We start from the raw sequence: 21465 nt of genomic DNA, 5'->3' as shown, positions 1-21465 counted from the left end.
TCAGGGCGTATGGAGCTTACTTACGAAAGTTCTTTTATTTAATTTTTGATTCTCTTCAAATCTGCTTCTTCTCCCACTATCCAGATGATGTCTCCCTTCTTGAAGACTCGGGTGGGGGATACGTGCGTCAGGTTCTCCTGTCCTTCTTCCAGACCTACCACCATACAGTTGTATTTATCCCTTATTCCGCTTTCTATCAGCGTCTTTCCCAGGAATTCGCTGCCGCCGCTGATGATGAGCTGACTGAGCTTCATCTCGCGCTTTTCTATTTCAGCCTCCTCAGGCAGCAGGTCGCTCTGCAGGGCGGTGTTGAATTTCTGCAGCTGGTCGTCGTTGCCGATTACCTGCAGTTTGTCGCCCGGGAAGATGATCATGTCGCCGTTCGGGATGTTCAGTCGGTGAGAGCCGCGGTGAATGCTGCTCAGGTCTACACCGAAACGCTGGCGCAGATGCAGCTCTCGCAGCGATTTGCCAGTCCAACTGCTATCTTCAGGCACTTCAAATTCGCTGATGTGGATATCCCGGTCCAGCAGTCTGCCCTCGTAGAGCGGCCGCTTTTCGCCATTCACCTGAGCCGCAATATCGCGCGAGCGAAGGTTGTGAACGAAGACGCGCTCCATCACGATGCTACGCTTCTTGATGCGGCGGGAGGTTATCATCAGCATCACCACGGCGGCACCGATGCAGACAATCAGCGCATTGGTAAAGCGCGAGAGGAAATTGATGATATAGAAGATGAAAGCCAGTGCTATCATGAAGCGCACGAACACCGTAAAGAGCAGCGGCACGCGGTTGATGCTGCTCTCCACCCAGAGGCGTTTCCACTCGGCACTGTGGTTCTTCTTCATCACGATGGCGCGCAGGAACGGCGAGATGAACAGGACGGTGAGCAGACCGGTGATGGCATTGGCATACCAGTGGAGATGCCAGCCTGGCAGCAGATTGCGCATCAGTGGCAGCACGAAGGTGAACATCAGGGCGATGACGGCTGCCGAAAGGATGGAGTAGGCGGTGGTGTTGACCAGCATCTGGCGGATCAGCGATTTCCACTTGCTCTGCTGCTGCGTCTGTGGATGACTCATCGCGAAATGGTTCAGAATATGGATGAGCTTGTCGGGCAGATGTTTCTCCATCACCTGATAGGTAGGTGTGGCAAGACGGATCATATAAGGTGTAAGGAAGGTGGTGATGACGCTCACCGCTACCACTACTGGATAGAGGAACTTGCTGATGACGCCGAGCGACAGACCCAGCGAGGCGATGATGAAAGAGAACTCACCAATCTGAGCCATCGAGAAACCGCAGCGCATCGCCGACTTCAGCGACTCGCCTCCGAGCATGAAACCGAAGGTGCCGAATATCGCCTGACCTACCAGTATCGTGCCCACTAGGGCGAGGATAGGAACGGCATATTCTACCAGAATCTTCGGGTCTACCAGCATACCTACCGATACGAAGAAGATGGCTCCGAAGAGATTCTTTACCGGTTCTACGAGCTTGATAATCTTCTCTGCCTCAATGGTTTCTGCCAGTATGCTGCCCATGACGAAGGCTCCGAAGGCGCTGCTGAACCCCACCTTGGTGCTCAGTACCGCCATGCCGCAGCACAGACCCAGCGAAACGATGAGCAGGGTTTCGGCATTGATAAGTTTCCTCACCGAACGCAGGAACCACGGAATGGCGAAGATGCCCACGATAAACCACACGCCCAGGAAGAAGCCTATCTTCACGATAGAGGCAAGCATCTGCCCGCCGTCGGGACTGCTTCCGCTCGCTATCGCCGACAGCATCACCATCATCACGATAGCCAGGATATCTTCCAGTATCAGCACGCTCATTACCATCGAGGCAAACTTCTGGGTGCGCAGCCGCATATCATCGAATGCCTTATATATAATAGTGGTGGAGCTCATGGCGAGCATACCGCCCAGGAAGATGCAGTCCATCCTTCCCCAGTCGAAACTGTGGCCTACGCTGATGCCCAGCATCATCATGCAGAACACGATGACCACGGTGGCGATGATGGGAGAAGCGCCCATCTTCACGATTTTCTTGAACGAGAAGTCGAGACCGAGCGAGAAGAGGGTGAAGATGACACCGATGTCGGCCCAGGTCTGGATATCCGTCTCGTCGACTACCGACATGGTGTAGGGCATGTGTGGCGAAACCAGGAATCCCGCCATGATGTATCCCAGCACCAGCGGCTGCTTGAGCCTTTTGAAGATGAGGGTTACGATGCCTGCCACCATCAGGATGAGGGCGAGGTCTTTTACTAAGAATGGAATTTCAGCCATATTTTTCTGTTTATGAAAAAGGGGAATTTAGATGTGTCTAAATTCCCCATATCTGTATTAGTCGTTAAATTCTTCTGTGATTTCCGCAATCTTCACGATGGTCTTCACTACCTTCTCCATTACCTGAATGCTCACAAACTCGTGAGGACCGTGGAAGTTGACACCGCCGGCGAAGATGTTAGGACAAGGCAGACCCTTGAAGCTCAGCTGGGCTCCGTCGGTACCGCCGCGGATAGGTTCTACGCGAGGTGGAACGCCGCTCTCCTGCATCGCTCTGAGCACGATGTCGATGACGTGCATGTTAGGATCAATCTTCTCCTTCATATTATAGTACTGGTCGTAGATAACCGCCTTTACGGTTCCGTCGCCATACTTCTCGTTCATCTTGTTCACGCAGTCCTCGATGAAATCCTTGCGGTTTTCAAACCTGTTGCGGTCGTGATCTCGGATGATGTAGCTGAGTTTTGCCTCCTCGCAGCGGCTCTCGATGCCGATGAGGTGGTAGAAACCCTGGTAGCCTTCAGTCTGCTCAGGAGTCTCGTTCTCAGGAATCATGTTCTGGAATTCCACAGCCAGTCGGCTTGCATTCACCATCTTTCCCTTGGCATAGCCTGTATGAACGCTCACGCCCTTGATGACGATCTTGGCTCCGGCAGCATTGAAGTTCTCGTATTCCAGGTCGCCCAGGTCGCCGCCATCTACGGTGTAAGCCCAGTCGCAGCCAAACTTCTCTACGTCGAAATGATGTGCACCCATACCGATTTCCTCGTCAGGATTGAAACCTACTCGGATGTCGCCGTGCTTGATTTCGTTGTGGTCGCGCAGATAGCACATAGCCTGTACGATTTCAGCGATGCCCGCCTTGTCGTCAGCACCCAGCAGGGTAGTACCGTCTGTCACGATGATATCCTCTCCCTTGTGAGCCTTCAGCTCTGGGAAAGTCTCAACGCTTGAGATGATGCCCGGGCTCAGCTCGATGTCGTTGCCGTCATAGTTCTTGATGACGCGCGCCTTTACATCCTTTCCGCTGGCATCAGGCGATGTATCCATGTGTGAAATAAATCCGATGGTAGGAGTCTTTTTCTTGGTATTGCTCTTCAGAGTGGCATAGATATAGCCCATGTCATCCATTTCGACATCGCTCAATCCTTCGTCCTCAAGTTCCTTCTTCAGGTACTTGGCAAATTCGAGCTGTTTTGCCGTACTAGGCACGCTGGTCGATTCTTCGCTCGACTGTGTGTCGAATTTCGTATAGTTTATAAATCGTTCTACTAAATCCATGTTTTCAATTATTAATCATTTCTGTTGTTTCGGGTGATCTCGGTGGGATTCAAACCCACGACCTTCAGAACCGGAATCTGACGCTCTATTCAGCTAAGCTACGAGACCCTCTTTTCTGCCGCCCGTTTCTCCAGTTGTATGACATCGAAACGGAAGTCGACTGCAAAATTACTGCTTTTATTTGAAATAACCAAATATTTGGGGCAGATTTTTTCATATATATAATGTGTATTTGCAAATTGTTCTACAAAATGCTACTAAAAAACTTAAAAATGCTATCATTTTGCGAAAAAATACGGAAAAATGCTTGCAGATTAATTATTATTTTGTACCTTTGCAGCGCAAATACTAAATATGAAATAAAAATGAGCAATTTGATAAAACCTGAAGGGTACAAGGCGCTGCTGGATATGCGCCAGACCGAAATGGGTATTAAAATGATAAAAGAATTCTTCCAGCAAAACCTGAGCACCGAGCTCCGTCTGCGTCGCGTTACCGCTCCGCTCTTCGTATTGAAGGGTCTTGGTATCAATGATGACCTGAACGGCGTAGAGCGCCCTGTAAGTTTCCCTATCAAGGATTTGGGCGAAGCCCAGGCTGAGGTGGTTCATTCTCTTGCCAAGTGGAAGCGACTGACGCTTGCCGAGTATGAGATTGAGCCTGCTTATGGCGTATATACAGATATGAACGCCATCCGTGCTGACGAGGAACTGGATAATCTTCATTCGCTCTATGTTGACCAGTGGGACTGGGAGGCTGTGATTACCAAGGAAGACCGTACCATTGCCTTCCTCGAGAATATCGTGCGCCGCATCTATGGTGCCATCTTGCGTACCGAGTTCCTGGCTTGCGAGCATTATCCTCAGTTGAAGCCTTTCCTGCCTAAGGAGATTCATTTTATTCATGCGCAGGATTTGCTCGATATGTATCCAGACCTTTCTCCTAAGGAGCGCGAGGATGCAATCTGCAAGAAGTATGGTGCTGTATTTGTAGAGGGCATCGGAGGCAAGTTGAGCGATGGCAAGAAGCATGATGGCCGAGCTCCTGACTATGATGACTGGAGCACCGTGGCTGAGAACGGCAAGATGGGACTGAATGGTGATATCCTCATCTGGTATCCTGTTTTGGGTCGCAGTTTCGAGCTCAGTTCTATGGGTATCCGTGTCGACAAGGAGAGTCTGCTGCGTCAGCTTAAGCTGGAGGGCAAGGAGAATAGAGAGAAGCTTTACTTCCATCAGCAGCTCCTGAACGACAAGTTGCCTCTGAGCATTGGTGGCGGTATCGGCCAGAGCCGTCTGTGCATGGTATTGCTTCATAAGGCTCATATTGGTGAGATCCAGGCTAGCATCTGGCCTGAGGAGATGCGCAAGGAGGCTGAGGAAGCGGGCATGAACCTCATCTAAGGCTTTCTGACGGTGCGTCATGGTGTATACTTTGATGTGCTGCATATTCAGTTGATCTTTTTAAGATAATAATAATTTGCTTACGAAGGCTCCCGGTGCGTTTCTGCATCGGGGGCTTTTTTTTTGTTGTGTGTCGGTATGACACTAACCTAGTTGGTTCAAATTCCCCAGAACGCCCCGTTTCTGCCGTTTTCGGGGTCTTCATTGATGACCGGCGTCTGCCATCATTTATAACCCGTGTTGGTCTTAATAGAAGACTCGAGCGAGGCACAAAAGACTGTTCTTTCGATTGCCGGTGCAAAGATATGAAGATTTCTGGTATCTACCAAATTTAGGCATGTGATAAGGAGCGATTTTCAGCAGCTTACGATTTGAAACTTAGTAAAGAGAAATAACTCTATGTTTCATGGGACGCATCTCTATGTTTTGCGGTGTGGAAAACTATGTTTTACGCTATAAACCAGTATATTACAAAGTAGTAACCGATTACGTGGAACGTATTCAGTATTCAGTATTCAGTTTTTTTCGCTGTTGTTACCACTCTCTGTATAGATAGTATATTATATATATAATAATATATATATATAATATAAAATAATTACTTACAATTTGTAACCGTATAAAAGGTAACTATCGCGAAAAAAACTGAATACTGAATACTGAATAACCTCTTGGGGCATCATACGCCCGGGTATAATGGCAGCATTTGGGGGAAGATAGTACTAGTTTCTCCACTCCGTATAGGTTGTTCTACATGGAGTGGAGAATTTCGTATCGTGTGGAGTATCTTCTATGTCATGACCAGATCCAGGTCCTTTGTGAGTTTTTTCATTGCAGGGTTCTTCTCCATAAGAAGTTCCAGAACTTCATTCTTGGTCAGAACCTTGCCTACCTCTTCCTGGTCGGCAAGGCGGTAGCTGATGCTCAGTTCGCTGTTGTGAAGACCTAAGACGAAAGTCTTGAGAATGCGGTTCTTGATGTTCAAAACGTCGTCTAGCAAGAGCTGGTTGTTGATGATAACCTCTATCTGCGGATAGTTGGTTATCTTCGGTACAATACTCTTCATGCGGTTGGCTAAGCCTATGAAATCCAGCTTGTTCTGCATTCTCATGCACATACTGAACCATGTTGCTTCCACCTGCTCCTGGGTGAACTCGTTCTGGTCGCCCGTGATGGTCGCTTTTTCCTCATTGGTATCATCATACGGACTGTGCAGGCGGCGCTGGTTCTCCTCCCTCTTCTTCAGGTTAGAGAAAGTCATGCCTATGCCGCCCAGCTTGATATTCTTGAGTCGTGGCTTGTGAGGCGATGCAGCATCAGTAGCAGCTCCGGCAGCGGCTGAGCCTTCTGGAGAGGCGGATGCGGCTGCGGTGGCAGATGCAGAATAAGATGCAGAATAAGGCGCAGCATTGGAGGCTGCAGAAGCGGCTGCCGGTGCCCCTGACGAAGGCACAGCAGTAGCTGTAGCAGCAGACGCTCCCGGCTGTGATGACCGGTTTTCGCTGCTGCCAGAAGGCTCAGAACCTGCACCCTGAGAGGCAAGCTTAGACTGAGCCAGGAGTTTCTGAAACAGGGATTTTAATCTATTGGGCGTACGCCCCGCACTAGGCACATCCTGATCCTCGGGCTGCGTAATCTGGCCTATCTGTATCAGGGTGAGCTCTACCAGTAATCGCTTGTTGCTGCTGGCGCGGTAATGGATATCGCACTGGTTCATCAGTTCCAGCGCCTTATATAAGAAAGGTGTAGGTGCCTTCTGGGCCTGAGCCTGGAACTTGGCTTTCTGGTCGTCGCTGGTCTCGAGCAGAGGCAGGGTCTGAGGATCCTTCGCCATCATCACATTGCGCACATGCTGGGCAAGCCCCTGTATCATGTTGCCGCCATCGAAACCGCGGCTCAGAATGCCGTCGAGTGTTACCATCATCTCGGCCACCTTATTCTCCAGAGCCAGGTCTACCAGACGGAAATAGTTATCGCTGTCGAGCACGTTCAGGTCCTCGATCACCTTCTGGTAAGTGATGTTGCCCATGCAGAAGCTGGCAGCCTGGTCGAAGATAGAGAGGGCATCGCGCATACCTCCGTCAGCCTTTTCGGCTATCACGGCGAGCGCCTGCTCTTCATATTGTATGCCTTCCTTCTCAGCCACCATCTTCAGGTGGTTGATGGTATTGGCTACCGTCATTCGTTCGAAGTCGTAAATCTGGCATCGGCTCAGGATGGTAGGCAGAATCTTATGCTTCTCGGTAGTGGCGAGGATGAAGATGACATGCTGAGGCGGCTCTTCCAGCGTCTTGAGAAAGGCGTTGAAGGCGGCTGTTGAGAGCATGTGCACCTCATCGATGATAAACACCTTATACTTGCCTACCTGAGGCGGGATGCGGGTCTGCTCCATCAGAACCTTAATCTGGTCAACACCGTTGTTGCTGGCGGCATCCAGCTCGAAGATGTTGTAGGAACGCTGCTCATTGAAGGCACGGCAGCTCTCACATTCGTTGCATGCCTCGCCGTCTTCACGAGGATGCTCGCAGTTGATTGCCTTCGCAAAAATGCGGGCACAAGTGGTTTTGCCCACACCTCTCGGACCGCAGAAAAGATAGGCGTGCGCCAGCTTGCCGCTCTTCACTGCATTCTTCAAAGTGGTGGTCAATGCACTCTGTCCGACAACCGAATCGAAGGTCATCGGACGGTACTTTCTTGCAGAAACTATATACTCTTCCATTATTTTTTCTTAATTGATGATGCAAAGATAACAAAAAAATATTATCTTTGCAAACAAATTCGGAAGAAATGAGTAAAAAACTTGGTATTATATGGAATTATCTCGCTCATTATAAGTATCTTATAGTGATTGTAGCGGGTGTTCTGGTAGTTGGTGTAGTTGACGACAACAGTGTAAGACAGCACATTAAATACCAGATAGAGATAGCTACGCTCCGTTCGGAGATAGAAAAGTATCATGAGCAGTATGAAAACGACAAGCGTACCCTGCGCGATATGCAGCATGGTGCGCGGGCATTTGAGAAGATAGCCCGCCAGCGTTATTTCATGAAGGCTGATGATGAAGATATCTTTGTATTGAGTTCGGATATTCCGGAAAAAACTAACGAACAAGACGAAAATGAAACAATTGAGTAAACTGGAAAGTGCTATTTTCTTGCTGGGCGGCGTGCTGATGGTTGTCGGTGCGGCTTGCTTCGCATTTGGTTTTTCACATCCGCAGCTGGTGCAGGTAACGAGCTGGGGGTTCCTGCTGGGTACCATACTCTTCAGTGTAATGCAGGCGATGCAGTTCTATGAGGGACCTTCGCTGGTTATCCACCGCCTGAAGCGCATGCAGTATGTAGCAGACATCTTCTTCGTGCTCTCAGGCATCTCGATGGTAGATACGGTGTATGCTTTCCTGCGCCGCTGGTTTGAGAATTATGAGACCTATATCACCTATTTCTATAATAAGTGGGTAGTCTTCCTCCTCATCGCAGCCCTGCTGGAACTGTATACCACGCATCGCATCTCTCATGAACTGAAGAAGGAAAACAATCAGTAATATAGAAAGGACGAGAAAAAAGCTTTCGGTGGCCAACAGGAGTGCAAACAAAACATAAATCTTGTAAGAATGAATTAAATTGCTGCAATTTATTTCGTCAGTTCAAATTAAGATTGTACTTTTGTTCACCGAAAGTGATATAGATAGCTTATGAATAGAATATTTTACGCATTCATTGCCTTGATGGCACTTGCATCTTGTGCCAACAGTTACGATATCTCGGGTACTTCTAACGTAAGTACTCTGGACGGACGCATGCTGTACCTTAAGATACTGGAAAACAACGATTTCAAGAACGTGGATTCTTGCGATGTAGTGCACGGACAGTTCCATTTTCAGGGTTCTGTCGACTCTATGAAGATGGCGAATATCTTCATGGATGATGACCCTGTGCTGCCGCTGGTGCTGGAGAGTGGAAGCATTACGGTGAAGCTCGATGATACACAGCAGGTGGTAAGCGGTACTCCTATGAACGATAAACTCTTCGGATTCTTCAAGAAATACCAGCAGATTCAGAATCAGTTGCGCGAACTGGTACACAAGCACGACCAGGCTATCATGAACGGTAGCGATATGGTGGCTGTCAACAAGCATCTGAACGAGGAATCCATCCGCCTCTCTGAGCAGGAAGACAAGCTCATCACTTCGTTTGTTACCGACAACTTCAACAATGTGCTGGGACCGGGCGTCTTCTTCCTCGTTACAATGGGCAACCAGTATCCGATGCTCTCTCCTTGGATTGAGGATATCATGAGCAAGGCTACCGACTATTTCAAGAACGATCCTTATGTAAAGGACTATTATAAGAAAGCTCAAGAGAATCAGGAGATTATGAACGGTACACGAGATGCGCAGAGCGGCATGCAGCCAGAGATGGAAGCGGCTCCACAGGTAAATCCTGATGCGGCTCCGGCACCTACAGCCAACGAACTGGCTGCGCCTACGATTCCTGAAAAACAGGAAGGTCAGGAGTAGAAACAGGGCTCTTTCAAAGTCTTGGGCATTAACATCTTGTAAAACTCTTCATTTTATAAGTTTAGTAATATGAAATTAATCAAGAATGGAACCATTATAAATGAGGGTCGCTCTTTTGTGGGCGACCTCTTGTTGGATGGTGAATTTATCAAGGAGATATATGAAGGCGAGGCACCCCGTGGCAATTACGATGAAGTCATCGATGCCTCGGGGTGTTTTGTTTTGCCGGGTGTGATTGATGATCATGTTCACTTCCGTGAGCCGGGACTTACGCAGAAGGCTGACATCGAGAGCGAAAGCCGCGCTGCTGCCTTTGGTGGTGTGACCAGTTATTTTGAGATGCCTAACACGGTACCTCAGACTACCACTCTGGAGGCCTGGCAGGCGAAGCGGCAGCTGGGTGCTGAGAAGAGTCATGTGAACTACAGTTTCTTCTTTGGTGCTACCAATGATAATGTAAATGATTTTGAACAGCTCGATACGCATCATGTTCCGGGAATCAAGCTCTTTATGGGCTCCAGTACGGGCAATATGCTGGTGGATAAATATGAGGCGCTGCAGGCTATCTTCAAGAAGGCGAAAGAGCTGGATTTGCCGGTGATGACCCACTGTGAGGATACTGAAATCATCAACCGCAACATGCAGCTGGCTAAGCAGAAATGGGGTGAGGACCCTGCCGTAGAACATCATCCGGAAATACGCAGCGAGGAGGCTTGCTATGAAAGCAGCCGTCTGGCGGTGCAGCTGGCTAAGGAAAGCGGGGCGCATCTCCATATCGCCCATGTTACTACGGCTAAGGAACTGGAGTTCTTTGGTAAGGATGAAAATATTACAGGCGAGGCTGTTGTGGCTCATCTCATGTTCTCGGATAAAGATTACGCTGTGAAGGGCGCACGCATCAAATGCAACCCTGCAGTAAAGACCGCTGTTGACCGAGATGCTTTGCGTAAGGCGCTGAGTAATGGTAAGATAACTGTAGTGGGTACCGATCATGCTCCTCATCAGTTGAAGGATAAACAGGGCGGTTGTGCCAAGGCTGCATCAGGTATGCCAATGGTACAGTTCTCACTGGTAAACATGCTGAAACTTGTTGACGAAAAGGTAATCAGTATCGAGCGCCTGGTTGAACTGATGTGCCATAATCCAGCCCGTCTGTTCCATATCAGTCAGCGCGGCTTCCTGCGTCCGGGTTATAAGGCAGATGTCGTTGTGGTGCGCAAGGGAGAGCCTTGGAAGGTGACCGCAGAGGTGATTCAGAGCAAGTGTAAATGGAGCCCTGTAGAGGGTGACGAGTTTGCATGGAAAGTGGAACAGACTTTCTGTAACGGTCGTCTTATCTACGACAAAGGCGTGTTTGATGCCGCCAGCAGAGGAGAGGAACTGGAGTTCAGAAACAATTCCTGAAAATGGAAATCTTACGGGGATTATAAAATAAAATATCGTATCGGATGCGAAGAATAGTATACAGTATAAGCGAAATTGAGCCATATATCAACTGGCTATACTTTTATCATGCCTGGGGATTGAGCGGCAAACCTCGTGGGGAAAAGGAAAAAATGAAGGCTGAGGCGCTCGATATGCTCCATTCATGGGAAGGCGAATATCATACCTATGCCGTCTTCGGACTCTTCGAGGCGAACAGCGAGGGGGATGATATCTGGCTGGAAGGGCAGAAAGTCCGCTTCCCGATGCTCCGTCAGCAGCATCCGGCGGCTCAGGGAGAACCCAATCTCTGTCTGGCTGATTTCATCCGTCCTCTGGGCAGTGGAATAACAGACCGGCTGGGTATCTTCTGTACGACGGTAGATGGCAGTCTGGAAAAGAAATATCGCTCGGACGACTACCTCAACATGATGGCACAGACACTCTGCGACCGGTTGGCTGAAGCCACGGCAGAGAAGTTGCACGAAGAGGTGAGACGCAGCATCTGGGGCTATGCTCCCGACGAGCAGCTGAGCATCGAAGACCAGCATCAGGAGCGCTATCAGGGCATCCGTCCGGCTATAGGATATCCTTCGCTGCCCGATACCAGTGCCAACTTCATCATCGACCAGCTCATCGATATGAGTCAGGTGGGCATCCGGCTTACCACAAGCGGAATGATGACGCCTCATGCCAGTGTTTCGGGGCTGATGTTTGCACATCCCAAGTCGCGGTATTTCGAACTGGGACGGATAGGAGACGACCAGCTTCGCGACTATGCACAGCGCAGAGGAGTGCCCGTGCAGGCAATGAAAACGTATCTTCAATCAAGTTTGATCAAGAAATGATAGCAAGAATATTGATACCCGTAGTGGTATTCACCCTGTTGCCGTATCTGTGGATATATAAAAGGTATGGCAAGTTACGGCTGAAGAGTCTCTGGCAGCGGGTGCTCTTCTGGTTGCCGGCTTTCGTGGTTATCGCCTACAGCGCATATATCACGATACTGCCCAACTTCCTGCCACGCAATCCGGTGCTCATCGACATCTGGTTTGTGATGATGGCAGTATGTGCGGTTCCGCAGTTTGTCTTCAGCCTGTTCAGTGTCTTCGGTTGGTGCTGTATGAGGCTTCTCCACGGCCATCGCAACTGGGGCAAGCTCCTCGGACTGGTAGTGGGAGCGGTGGCGTTCTTCTGCTTCATCTACGGATTTACCGAAGGCTTTCCTAAGATGCAAGTCAAGCGAATCACCATCTATGTACCCAATCTGCCGAAGTCTTTCGAGGGCTATCGCATCGTTCAGTTCAGCGATATCCATCTCGGGTCATACTATGGCTGGCGTGGTCATCTGCCTCAGCGCGATATCGACAGCATTAATGCCGAGAAGCCTGATCTGATTTGCTTTACGGGTGATTTACAGAATGTTACGCCCGATGAATTGCCTGAGTATCAGGCGCTGCTCAGCAGTCTGAAAGCCAGAGATGGCGTGATGAGTGTGCTGGGCAATCACGATTACACCTATTATATGGATGTAGATGAAGAGCAGGAGATAGCTGCGCTCGAGAAGCGGATGCAGGACTTCCAGCGGAGTTGCGGATGGCGCCTGCTGATGAATGAACATGTGGCGGTGCATAGAGGCGCTGACAGTATCTATGTAGCTGGTACAGAGAACTATGACAAGCCAAAGCGCACCAACGTAAGGAAGGCGCTGTATGGCATCAGACCGGGCTCTTTCGTGCTGATGCTGCAGCATATGCCGAAGCAGTGGCGCGAGACCTGGCCTTCTACTATTAATAAGGAGAAGGATGAGGATGGCGATGTGATAGGACCTGACAGGAAGGATTCGCTGGTCGTAGCACCGCAGCTTACATTGAGCGGGCATACGCATGCGGGGCAGATCAGTATTCTGGGCCTGCGTCCGTCGATGTTTACTCCTTATGATTACGGCCTCTTCGAGGAGGAGGGTTGCCAGCTCTATACCACATCGGGTCTGGGCGGTACCGTTCCAATCCGCATAGGGGCTACGGCAGAAATCGTGGTCATCACACTCAAAAGAAAATGAGGAGTGTTGAGTGTTGAATGTTAAATGTTGAGTGTTAAATTATTCATTCTTAAATAAAAAATGAAGTACTTATATCGTCTGTATCAACTTGTAATATGCTTGCCTATCCTGTTGGTAGCTAGCGTTTTAACCAGTTTAACTACTGTTTTGGGATGTATGCTGGGCAATGGCCATTTCTGGGGTTATTATCCCGGCAAGTATTGGTCCTGGCTTTGGGTCCGCATCCTCCTCCTGCCTGTAAAGGTAGAGGGACGTGAGCATCTCAAGAAGAACCAGAGTTATGTTTTCGTGGCCAATCATCAGGGCGCTTTCGATATCTTCCTGATATACGGTTTTCTGGGCAGAAACTTCAAGTGGATGATGAAGAAGGGCTTGCGCAAAGTGCCTCTCATCGGTATCGCCTGTGAGTATGCGCACCACATCTTTGTAGACAAGAGCGGACCTTCTAAGATCCGTGCTTCTTATGACCGTGCTCGCGAGGTGCTTAAAGAGGGCATGTCGCTGGTGGTATTCCCTGAGGGTGCCCGTTCGTTTACGGGGCACATGGGCGTGTTCCGCCGCGGTGCTTTCATGCTTGCCGATGAACTGCAGTTGCCGGTATGTCCGCTTACCATCAATGGCAGTTTTGATGTGAAGCCTCGCATGAAGGACATCTACTGGGCTTTCTGGCATCCTCTGAAGCTCACCATTCATGAGCCTATCGAGCCGATAGGCAAGGGAGCTGACAATATCAAGAACCAGATGAACAAGAGCTATGAGGCAATCATGAGCGGGCTTGACAAGAAATATCAGGGTTTTGTAGAGAATCCGGACCAATAATTTCGGGTTTTTGCTTGTTATTTCAAAAATAAGTTGTAATTTTGCATCTGTATTACATTATATAGAATCAGAATCATTAAAATTAGAAGAAGTTATGAGTGATAGCATAGTAATCATTCCTACATATAATGAGAAGGAAAACATCGAGAAAATCATCCGTGCTGTCTTCGGTCTCGAAAAGCAGTTTGATATCCTCGTTATCGATGACGGAAGTCCTGACGGTACTGCTGCCATTGTTAAAGGCTTGATGGCTAATGAGTTTGCCGGTCGTCTGCATATCCTGGAGCGTTCGGGTAAGCTCGGTTTGGGTACAGCCTATATCATGGGCTTCAAATGGTCATTGAAGCAGGGCTATGACTTCATCTTCGAGATGGATGCCGACTTCAGTCATGATCCTAATGATTTGCCTCGTCTCTATGCGGCAACTCACGATGAGGGGTATGATGTGGCTGTAGGCTCAAGATATATTTCGGGTGTGAACGTGGTCAACTGGCCTATCGGACGCGTATTGATGAGCTATTTCGCTTCTAAATACGTACGTATCGTAACCGGATTTAAAGTGAATGATACCACAGCTGGATTCGTCTGCTACCGACGTAAGGTATTGGAAACCATAGATTTGGATGCTATCCGCTTCAAGGGCTATGCTTTCCAGATAGAGATGAAATATACGGCTCATCGAATAGGTTTCAAGATCAAGGAGGTACCTGTCATCTTTGTTAACCGTCGTGAAGGTGTGAGCAAGATGAGTGGTGGCATCTTTGGTGAGGCTTTCTTTGGTGTGATGCGACTGCGCCTGGATGGCTGGTTCAAGAAATATCCGAAGAAGGATTAATACTCAGTAATCAGTAATCACTAATCAGTACTTGGATGGAAATCCAAAAGATAGAAAAAACATACGGGCGTTCGCCACAGGCGGATGCCCTCTTTGATTTGATGGGGAAGAAGTCGGTTCATTCCATTTTTCTCCAGGGTTTGCTGTGCTCTTCGGCTCCGATGTTCTTTGCTTCTCTGCAAGGGAAGATGAGGCGTTCGGTACTCTTCGTACTGGATGATGCCGATGAAGCAGGCTATTTTTTTCACGATCTCACTCAGATGATGGGGCAGGAGAAGGTCTTCTTCTTTCCTTCCAGCTATCGGCGTGCCGTGAAATACGGGCAGCGTGATGCTGCGAACGAAATCCTACGTACGGAGGTGCTGGCGCGCCTCTCTTCGGGAGGACATTTCCTGGTAGTCACTTATCCCGATGCACTGGCAGAACTCGTTGTGGCTAAGCAGAATCTTGATGAACGGATTCTGAAACTGACTGTAGGCCAGCAGATTGCTCAGACCGATGTGGTTCATACCCTGCGCGATTTCGAACTCAAAGAAACCGATTATGTTTATGAACCGGGCCAGTTTGCCGTGCGTGGAAGCATCCTTGATGTCTATTCCTACAGCTGCGAATATCCGTTCCGTATCGACTTCTTCGGCGATGAGATTGACACCATCCGTACCTTTGATGTTGAGACCCAGCTCTCGCAGGCGAAGCGCACAGAGATAGAAATCGTGCCCGAACTCGCCCATATCGAGAGCAACAAGCAGTGTTTCCTCAATTTCCTCTCCGAAAGTACGCCAGTCGTTGCGAAAGACCTTTCTTTCGTTTGCGACCGCATCGGTCAAATCTATACCGAAGGCTTCTCATCGCAAAGCCTTACCGAGCAGCTGGAGGGAGCTACTGAGGTAGAGGCTGAGCGCATCAGACATGACATGAAGACCGAGCTCAACCTCGTTTCTCCGCTCGATTTCAAGAAGGCAGTAGCGGCTCATCTCCGTATCGAATTCGGCAAGGTCGCTCCGTCAGAGAGTTCGGCTGTGATACCTTTTAATATCGCTCCACAGCCTCTTTTCCATAAGAATTTCAATTTGCTTTGTCAGACTCTGGAGGATTTCCTGCTCCAGGGTTACACCTTATATATATTGGCAGATAGCCAGAAGCAGCAACAGCGCCTGAAGGATATCTTTGAAAGCGAAGAGCTGAAGCGCTACGCCATCCGTTTTACACCGGTAGACAAGACGCTTCATGAAGGCTTTACTGACCATGACAAGAAGTGCTGTTTCTTTACCGATCATCAGATTTTTGACCGTTTTCATAAATATAACCTGCGCTCAGATAAAGCGAGAGCCGGCAAGATGGCACTCACCATGAAGGAACTGCAGGAGATGGAAGTGGGAGATTTTATCGTGCATGTAGACTTCGGTATCGGCAAGTTCGGCGGTCTGGTTAGGGTTCCTGCGGGCAACAGCTATCAGGAAATGATCCGCATCGTCTATACGAACAATGACAAGGTGGATGTTTCTATCCACTCGCTTTATAAAATCAGCAAATATCGCCGCAGCGATACCGGTACTCCGCCTCGCCTGTCTACACTGGGTACAGGTGCCTGGGATAAACTCAAGGACAAAGCTAAGAAGCGAATCAAGGACATTGCGCGCGACCTGATCAAACTCTATGCCCAGCGCCGACGGGAGAAGGGATTCGCCTTCAGTGCCGACAATTATCTGCAGCATACGCTGGAGGCTTCCTTCCTGTATGAAGATACGCCAGACCAGAATAAGGCTACTCAGGAGGTGAAGAAGGATATGGAGAGCGGCAGACCGATGGACCGTCTGGTTTGTGGCGATGTGGGCTTCGGCAAGACTGAGGTTGCCATCCGTGCAGCCTTCAAGGCAGCGTGCGACAGCAAGCAGGTCGCGGTGCTGGTGCCTACTACCGTTCTGGCTTTCCAGCACTATCAGACTTTCAAAAAGCGTCTGGAAGGCATGCCTGTAAGGGTAGACTATCTCAGTAGAGCCCGTACAACGAAGGAAACCAGAGAGGTGCTTGACGCCCTGAAAGAGGGTAAGATTGATATCCTCATAGGTACGCATAAGCTGATATCAAAGACCGTGAAATGGCATGACCTGGGACTGCTCGTCATCGATGAAGAGCAGAAGTTCGGTGTGTCTACCAAAGAGAAACTCCGTCAGCTTAAGGTAAATGTCGATACACTCACGATGAGTGCCACTCCGATTCCGCGAACCCTCCAGTTCTCTCTGATGGGCGCCCGGGATATGAGTATCATGCGCACTCCGCCACCTAACCGTTATCCGATTCATACCGAACTGGTAACGTTTAGTAGTGAAGTTATCTGCGATGCCATCAATTTCGAGATGAGCCGAAACGGACAGATTTATTTCGTATGCGATAGAATATCCAAGCTTCCGGAGCTCAAGATGCTCATCGAGAAGCATATCCCAGACTGTAGGGTAGCAATCGGTCACGGACAGATGAAGCCTGAGGATTTGGAGAAAATCATCATGGGCTTTATCAATTACGATTATGACGTACTGCTTTCTACCACTATTGTAGAGAACGGTATCGACATTTCCAATGCCAATACGATTATCGTGAGCGATGCTCATCACTTCGGATTGAGTGACCTGCATCAGATGCGTGGACGCGTAGGAAGAAGCAACAAGAAGGCTTTCTGCTATCTGATGGCGCCACCTAAGAGTGCACTTACTCCTGAGGCGCGTCGCCGTCTGGAGGCTCTGGAGACGTTCAGCGAACTGGGTAGCGGCTTCAATCTCGCCATGCAGGACCTGGATATCCGCGGTGCGGGTAATCTGCTGGGCTCTGAGCAGAGCGGTTTTATGGAAGATCTGGGTTATGAAACCTACCAGAAGATTCTCTCTCAGGCTGTCACAGAGTTGAAGAACGAGGAGTTCTGTGATCTTTATCAGGAGAAGATGGATGAAGGTGCCCAGCTTACGGGTGATGATTTCGTTGACGATTGTGGCATAGAGAGTGATCTGGAGATGTATTTTCCTCAGACCTATGTGCCGGGTGACAGTGAGCGCATGCTCCTTTATCGTGAACTGGACCGTCTGGAGAGCGATGAGGAAGTAGAAGCTTACCGCAAGCGTATGATAGACCGTTTTGGTCCTGTGCCTCATGAAGCAGACGAACTGATGCATGTGGTAGGTCTGCGTAGGGTAGGCAAGAAGCTAGGTTGCGAGAAGATTATTCTCAAGCAGGGCTATATGCAGATGCAGTTTGTGAGCAATGTAAACAGTCCGTTCTACAGAAGTCAGATGTTTAATCGCATACTAGCTTACGTTACCAGCCATATTCAAGATTGTGTTCTGAAGGAAAAATTCAACAAGCGAATGCTTCGCATCAATGATGTGAAGACTGTAGGGCAGGCTGTAAATCTGTTGAATCAGATATCGCAGATAGATTTAGGTAATGAAAAGAAATAATCTGTGTCTACAGTCTATGGGTAAAATCCTGTATCAATTGTGGAAGTAGACAATAAAACAGACTGTTGATTTATACTGAAAGGTTAGAAATCTGACAACGTTACATGATGATATGTCAACTTTACATGATGATATGTTTCAGTTTAGTGAATAAAAAAAACATTGGAATCTCAATATCCCTATTGAACTCCAATGTTTTATTTTTTTGTATAAGTAAAAGATGATGATAAGCGTTTCACAACGCATTTTGAATTTTTCTGTTGCAAAGATACTACTTTTCATTATAATATAGGGGGTAATATTTGGTATTTTATGGGGTAATATTTGATTTAATTTATAAAAATGACACTGAAAATACACTTATATAACAAATAATACCTGTAGAATGAACTATTTTATTGGATAAAAATAAAAAAATAGTGGAAAAACACATGAAAAAGTTCTTTATTTCATTTTTTATTTGTACCTTTGTTCAGGCATACAACAATTTTAAATATATATATAAACATGAGACAGAAAAAGTACATCTTAAGCGAGCAGGAACTTCCTACTCAGTGGTACAACATTCAGGCAGATATGCCTAACAAGCCATTGCCACCGTTGAACCCTCAGACACACCAGCCAATGAATGCTGATGATTTGTCACACGTATTTAATAAGGAGTGCTCAAAGCAGGAACTTGATACAGAGCACGCCTGGATTGATATTCCGGAAGATGTGCTGGAGAAGTACACCTTCTACCGTTCAACCCCTCTTGTACGTGCTTACGCCCTTGAGGAGGCACTCGGTACTCCGGCGCATATCTATTTCAAGAATGAGAGTATCAATCCGTTAGGCTCTCATAAAATCAATTCTGCCATTCCTCAGTGCTACTACTGTAAGCAGGAGGGTGATACCAATGTCACTACAGAGACTGGTGCAGGCCAGTGGGGTGCAGCCCTCTCTTATGCAGCAAAACTCTACGGCCTGGAGGCAGCAGTTTATCAGGTAAAGATTACCATGCAGCAGAAACCATACCGTTCCAGCATCATGCGTACGTTTGGAGCCACTGTAGAGGGTTCTCCTTCCATGAGTACACGCGCAGGTAAGAACATTATCACACGTGATCCTCATCATCCTGGTTCGCTCGGTACTGCCATCAGTGAGGCTGTTGAGCTGGCTACAACCACACCGGGCTGTAAGTATACGCTGGGTTCTGTGCTCAATCATGTGGCACTTCACCAGACCATCATCGGTCTAGAGGCAGAGAAGCAGATGGCGATGGCAGGTGAGTATCCTGATCAGGTGATTGCTTGTTTCGGTGGTGGTAGTAACTTTGGTGGTATTGCCTTCCCATTCCTCCGTCACAACTTCACAGGCGAGCGCCATACAGAGTTTATAGCTGCAGAGCCGGAGAGCTGTCCTAAGCTGACTCGCGGTAAGTTCGAGTATGATTTCGGTGATGAGGCAGGTTACACTCCATTGCTGCCAATGTTTACTCTGGGTCATGATTTCAAGCCTGCCAACATTCATGCAGGTGGTCTCCGTTATCATGGTGCTGGTATGATTATCTCCCAACTTCTGAAGGATGGTTATCTGCATGGTGTAGATATCCCTCAGCTGGAGTCATTCAAGTCAGGTATGCTCTTCGCTCAGACCGAGGGTATCATTCCTGCTCCAGAGAGCTGTCATGCGATTGCAGCCACTATACGTGAGGCTCTGAAGGCTAAGGAAGAGGGCAAGGAGAAGGTTATCCTGTTCTGTCTCTCAGGTCATGGTCTTATCGATATGCCGTCTTACGATAGCTTTATCAATGGCGATTTGCACGATTATTCTGTGAGTGATGAAGAAATCCAGCAGTTCCTCAAGGATGTGCCAAAGGTTGACTAATTTTCAGTTAACAGTTAATAGTTTATAGTTTATAGCAAACAGTTGACAATTATTCTTTGAGATATATTGAAATAACAATATCACATTATAAAAGAAGCCAGGCTGCGAAAAGCAACCTGGCTTTTTATTTAGAGATTCTATTCTCAGTTCGAGACTTCTATCTTCATTAGAAGTTCAACCACTCTTCGATAGCCTTAGCGATGACATCGAAGCTTGTGGTAGGCTCGAAGCGGGCTACAACCTGACCCTTCTTGTTAACGAGGAACTTGGTGAAGTTCCACTTGATATCGGCACTCTCCTTGTAGTTAGGATCAGCCTCGCTCAACATCTTGTCGAGAACAGGGTAGAGAGGATGGTTCTCGTCCCAACCAGCAAAGCCCTTACATTCTTTCAGAAATTTGAAGAGAGGGGCAGCATCGTCTCCGTTTACCTTGATCTTCTTGTAGCGCTGGAACTCTGTGCCGTATGTAAGCTTGCAGAACTGATGAATGCTTTCATCTGTACCAGGGGCTTGCTGACCAAACTGGTTGCAAGGAAAATCAAGTATTTCGAAACCTTGAGAATGATAGGTCTCATAAAGTTTCTCCAGTTCCTCATACTGAGGGGTGAAACCACACTTTGTGGCGGTGTTAACGATGAGCAGCACTTCGTTGGCATACTCCTTGAGGGAAACATCCTTTCCCTTTCTGTCTTTAACAGAAAATTCGTAAACAGTTCTCATTTTTTTTATCTTTATGTATGTGTTATCTATATTTCCGATCTCAACTTATGTGATCTAGAGTGCAAAGATACTACTTTTCTCTTAGAATACTTCAAGAGTTTTTTTAAAAATTCTAAAAATCGAACAAAATCATAGATGAAGGAATAAGCATAACTGAACTTTCGCAAGTTTTGTCCCATACGCCCTGAAAGGGCAGAAGCCCCTAGCCCAGGGCATCGCCCTGGGTAATTGGACTCAAACCTGTCGCCCTGTAAGGGCAAAAGCTTTAAAACTCCAGATAAAACATAAAGCTTTTGCCCTTACAGGGCGTCTTGCTGATTGCCATCATACCCAGGGCGTTACCCTGGGCTAGGAGCTTTTGGGCCTTCAGCCCGTACTTGAACCACATGCGAAAGTTCTGTGCGTAATATATATAATGTAGATAGTATCGCAGTTAAGAGTATATAGATTCCGTTGATAATTGGGTTTGTGAATAGAAAGGTGTGTAGCTTATAAGACTACATAACGGCCTGCATGAAAGTTATAAAAATAAAAAATGCAGGATTTTCACAAACCCTGCATTTCTTTTTCTTTACCTCTTTTTCCTCAAAAAAACAAAGAAAAAGAGGTTTACGATTAATCTATCATTTAACTTTTCTAAGAACTTGTTGCAAAGATACTACATTTTCTTGTAACACCAAACTTTTTCTCAGTTTTTTTTCAGTAAAAAGGGAAAATTAATCAAATACCCCCCCATTTTTATACTTTTTTGCAATATTCGGTCAAAAAACAAAGCAAAATGGCTCAATTTT

General features: G+C 47.8%; 15 protein-coding genes and 1 tRNA gene. 11 read left to right on the top strand and 5 right to left on the bottom strand.

Going from position 1 to position 21465, the window contains the following annotated elements:
• Window positions 1–38: 38 nt before the first annotated feature.
• The 3 genes from KUA46_RS08415 to KUA46_RS08405 all read right to left on the bottom strand — a co-directional run bounded on the left by KUA46_RS08415 (window position 39) and on the right by KUA46_RS08405 (window position 3683).
• Window positions 39–2294: a cation:proton antiporter domain-containing protein gene (locus KUA46_RS08415; RefSeq protein ID WP_218486848.1), complete on the bottom strand. Its 2256-nt coding sequence runs from the start codon at window positions 2292–2294 to the stop codon at window positions 39–41.
• A gap of 57 nt (window positions 2295–2351) precedes the next feature.
• Window positions 2352–3575 (bottom strand): peptidase T, encoded by a 1224-nt coding sequence (pepT, locus tag KUA46_RS08410; protein WP_022120147.1) that lies wholly within the window; start codon window positions 3573–3575, stop codon window positions 2352–2354.
• A gap of 34 nt (window positions 3576–3609) precedes the next feature.
• A tRNA-Arg gene (locus tag KUA46_RS08405) sits at window positions 3610–3683 on the bottom strand.
• A 257-nt stretch (window positions 3684–3940) separates the two neighbouring features.
• On the opposite strand from KUA46_RS08405, the gene asnA reads away from it, so the two are divergent.
• Window positions 3941–4978: an aspartate--ammonia ligase gene (gene asnA, locus KUA46_RS08400; protein WP_218486847.1), complete on the top strand. Its 1038-nt coding sequence runs from the start codon at window positions 3941–3943 to the stop codon at window positions 4976–4978.
• 790 nt (window positions 4979–5768) lie between these two features.
• On the opposite strand, the gene KUA46_RS08395 is transcribed toward asnA, so the two are convergent.
• Entirely contained in the window at window positions 5769–7697 is a 1929-nt protein-coding gene (locus KUA46_RS08395; protein ID WP_153138626.1) for a DNA polymerase III subunit gamma/tau, read from the bottom strand.
• A 68-nt stretch (window positions 7698–7765) separates the two neighbouring features.
• Between KUA46_RS08395 and KUA46_RS08390 the strand changes: the two genes are divergently transcribed.
• The 10 genes from KUA46_RS08390 to KUA46_RS08345 all read left to right on the top strand — a co-directional run bounded on the left by KUA46_RS08390 (window position 7766) and on the right by KUA46_RS08345 (window position 19953).
• Window positions 7766–8113 (top strand): FtsB family cell division protein, encoded by a 348-nt coding sequence (locus tag KUA46_RS08390; RefSeq protein ID WP_022120846.1) that lies wholly within the window; start codon window positions 7766–7768, stop codon window positions 8111–8113.
• Window positions 8097–8522 (top strand): hypothetical protein, encoded by a 426-nt coding sequence (locus tag KUA46_RS08385; RefSeq protein ID WP_006847247.1) that lies wholly within the window; start codon window positions 8097–8099, stop codon window positions 8520–8522. Before KUA46_RS08390 ends, KUA46_RS08385 begins: the two co-directional genes overlap by 17 nt.
• A gap of 150 nt (window positions 8523–8672) precedes the next feature.
• Window positions 8673–9497 (top strand): DUF4369 domain-containing protein, encoded by an 825-nt coding sequence (locus KUA46_RS08380; protein ID WP_022120844.1) that lies wholly within the window; start codon window positions 8673–8675, stop codon window positions 9495–9497.
• A 69-nt stretch (window positions 9498–9566) separates the two neighbouring features.
• Entirely contained in the window at window positions 9567–10901 is a 1335-nt protein-coding gene (locus tag KUA46_RS08375; RefSeq protein WP_218486846.1) for a dihydroorotase, read from the top strand.
• 44 nt (window positions 10902–10945) lie between these two features.
• Entirely contained in the window at window positions 10946–11767 is an 822-nt protein-coding gene (locus tag KUA46_RS08370; RefSeq protein ID WP_218486845.1) for a vitamin B12 dependent-methionine synthase activation domain-containing protein, read from the top strand.
• Window positions 11764–12981, top strand: coding sequence for a metallophosphoesterase (locus KUA46_RS08365; RefSeq protein ID WP_218486844.1), 1218 nt, complete (start codon window positions 11764–11766; stop codon window positions 12979–12981). The genes KUA46_RS08370 and KUA46_RS08365 overlap by 4 nt, the downstream gene beginning before the upstream one ends.
• A 60-nt stretch (window positions 12982–13041) precedes the next feature.
• Window positions 13042–13800: a lysophospholipid acyltransferase family protein gene (locus tag KUA46_RS08360; RefSeq protein WP_022120840.1), complete on the top strand. Its 759-nt coding sequence runs from the start codon at window positions 13042–13044 to the stop codon at window positions 13798–13800.
• A gap of 94 nt (window positions 13801–13894) precedes the next feature.
• On the top strand, window positions 13895–14635 hold the full coding sequence (locus tag KUA46_RS08355) for a polyprenol monophosphomannose synthase (RefSeq protein ID WP_006847253.1): 741 nt from the start codon (window positions 13895–13897) through the stop codon (window positions 14633–14635).
• A gap of 35 nt (window positions 14636–14670) precedes the next feature.
• Complete coding sequence (gene mfd, locus KUA46_RS08350) at window positions 14671–18084, top strand: transcription-repair coupling factor (protein WP_218486843.1); 3414 nt, start codon at window positions 14671–14673, stop codon at window positions 18082–18084.
• Window positions 18085–18591: 507 nt separating this feature from the next.
• Window positions 18592–19953, top strand: a complete 1362-nt coding sequence (locus KUA46_RS08345; protein WP_006847255.1) for a TrpB-like pyridoxal phosphate-dependent enzyme — start codon at window positions 18592–18594, stop codon at window positions 19951–19953.
• A 166-nt stretch (window positions 19954–20119) separates the two neighbouring features.
• Here the strand turns inward: KUA46_RS08345 and KUA46_RS08340 are convergent, their stop codons facing one another.
• Window positions 20120–20674, bottom strand: a complete 555-nt coding sequence (locus KUA46_RS08340) for a glutathione peroxidase (protein ID WP_119227886.1) — start codon at window positions 20672–20674, stop codon at window positions 20120–20122.
• Window positions 20675–21465 lie beyond the last annotated feature (791 nt).

Source organism: Segatella copri, assembly GCF_019249765.2.
Classification (GTDB): domain Bacteria; phylum Bacteroidota; class Bacteroidia; order Bacteroidales; family Bacteroidaceae; genus Prevotella; species Prevotella copri_K.
This window is presented reverse-complemented; position numbering and strand designations above follow the sequence as displayed.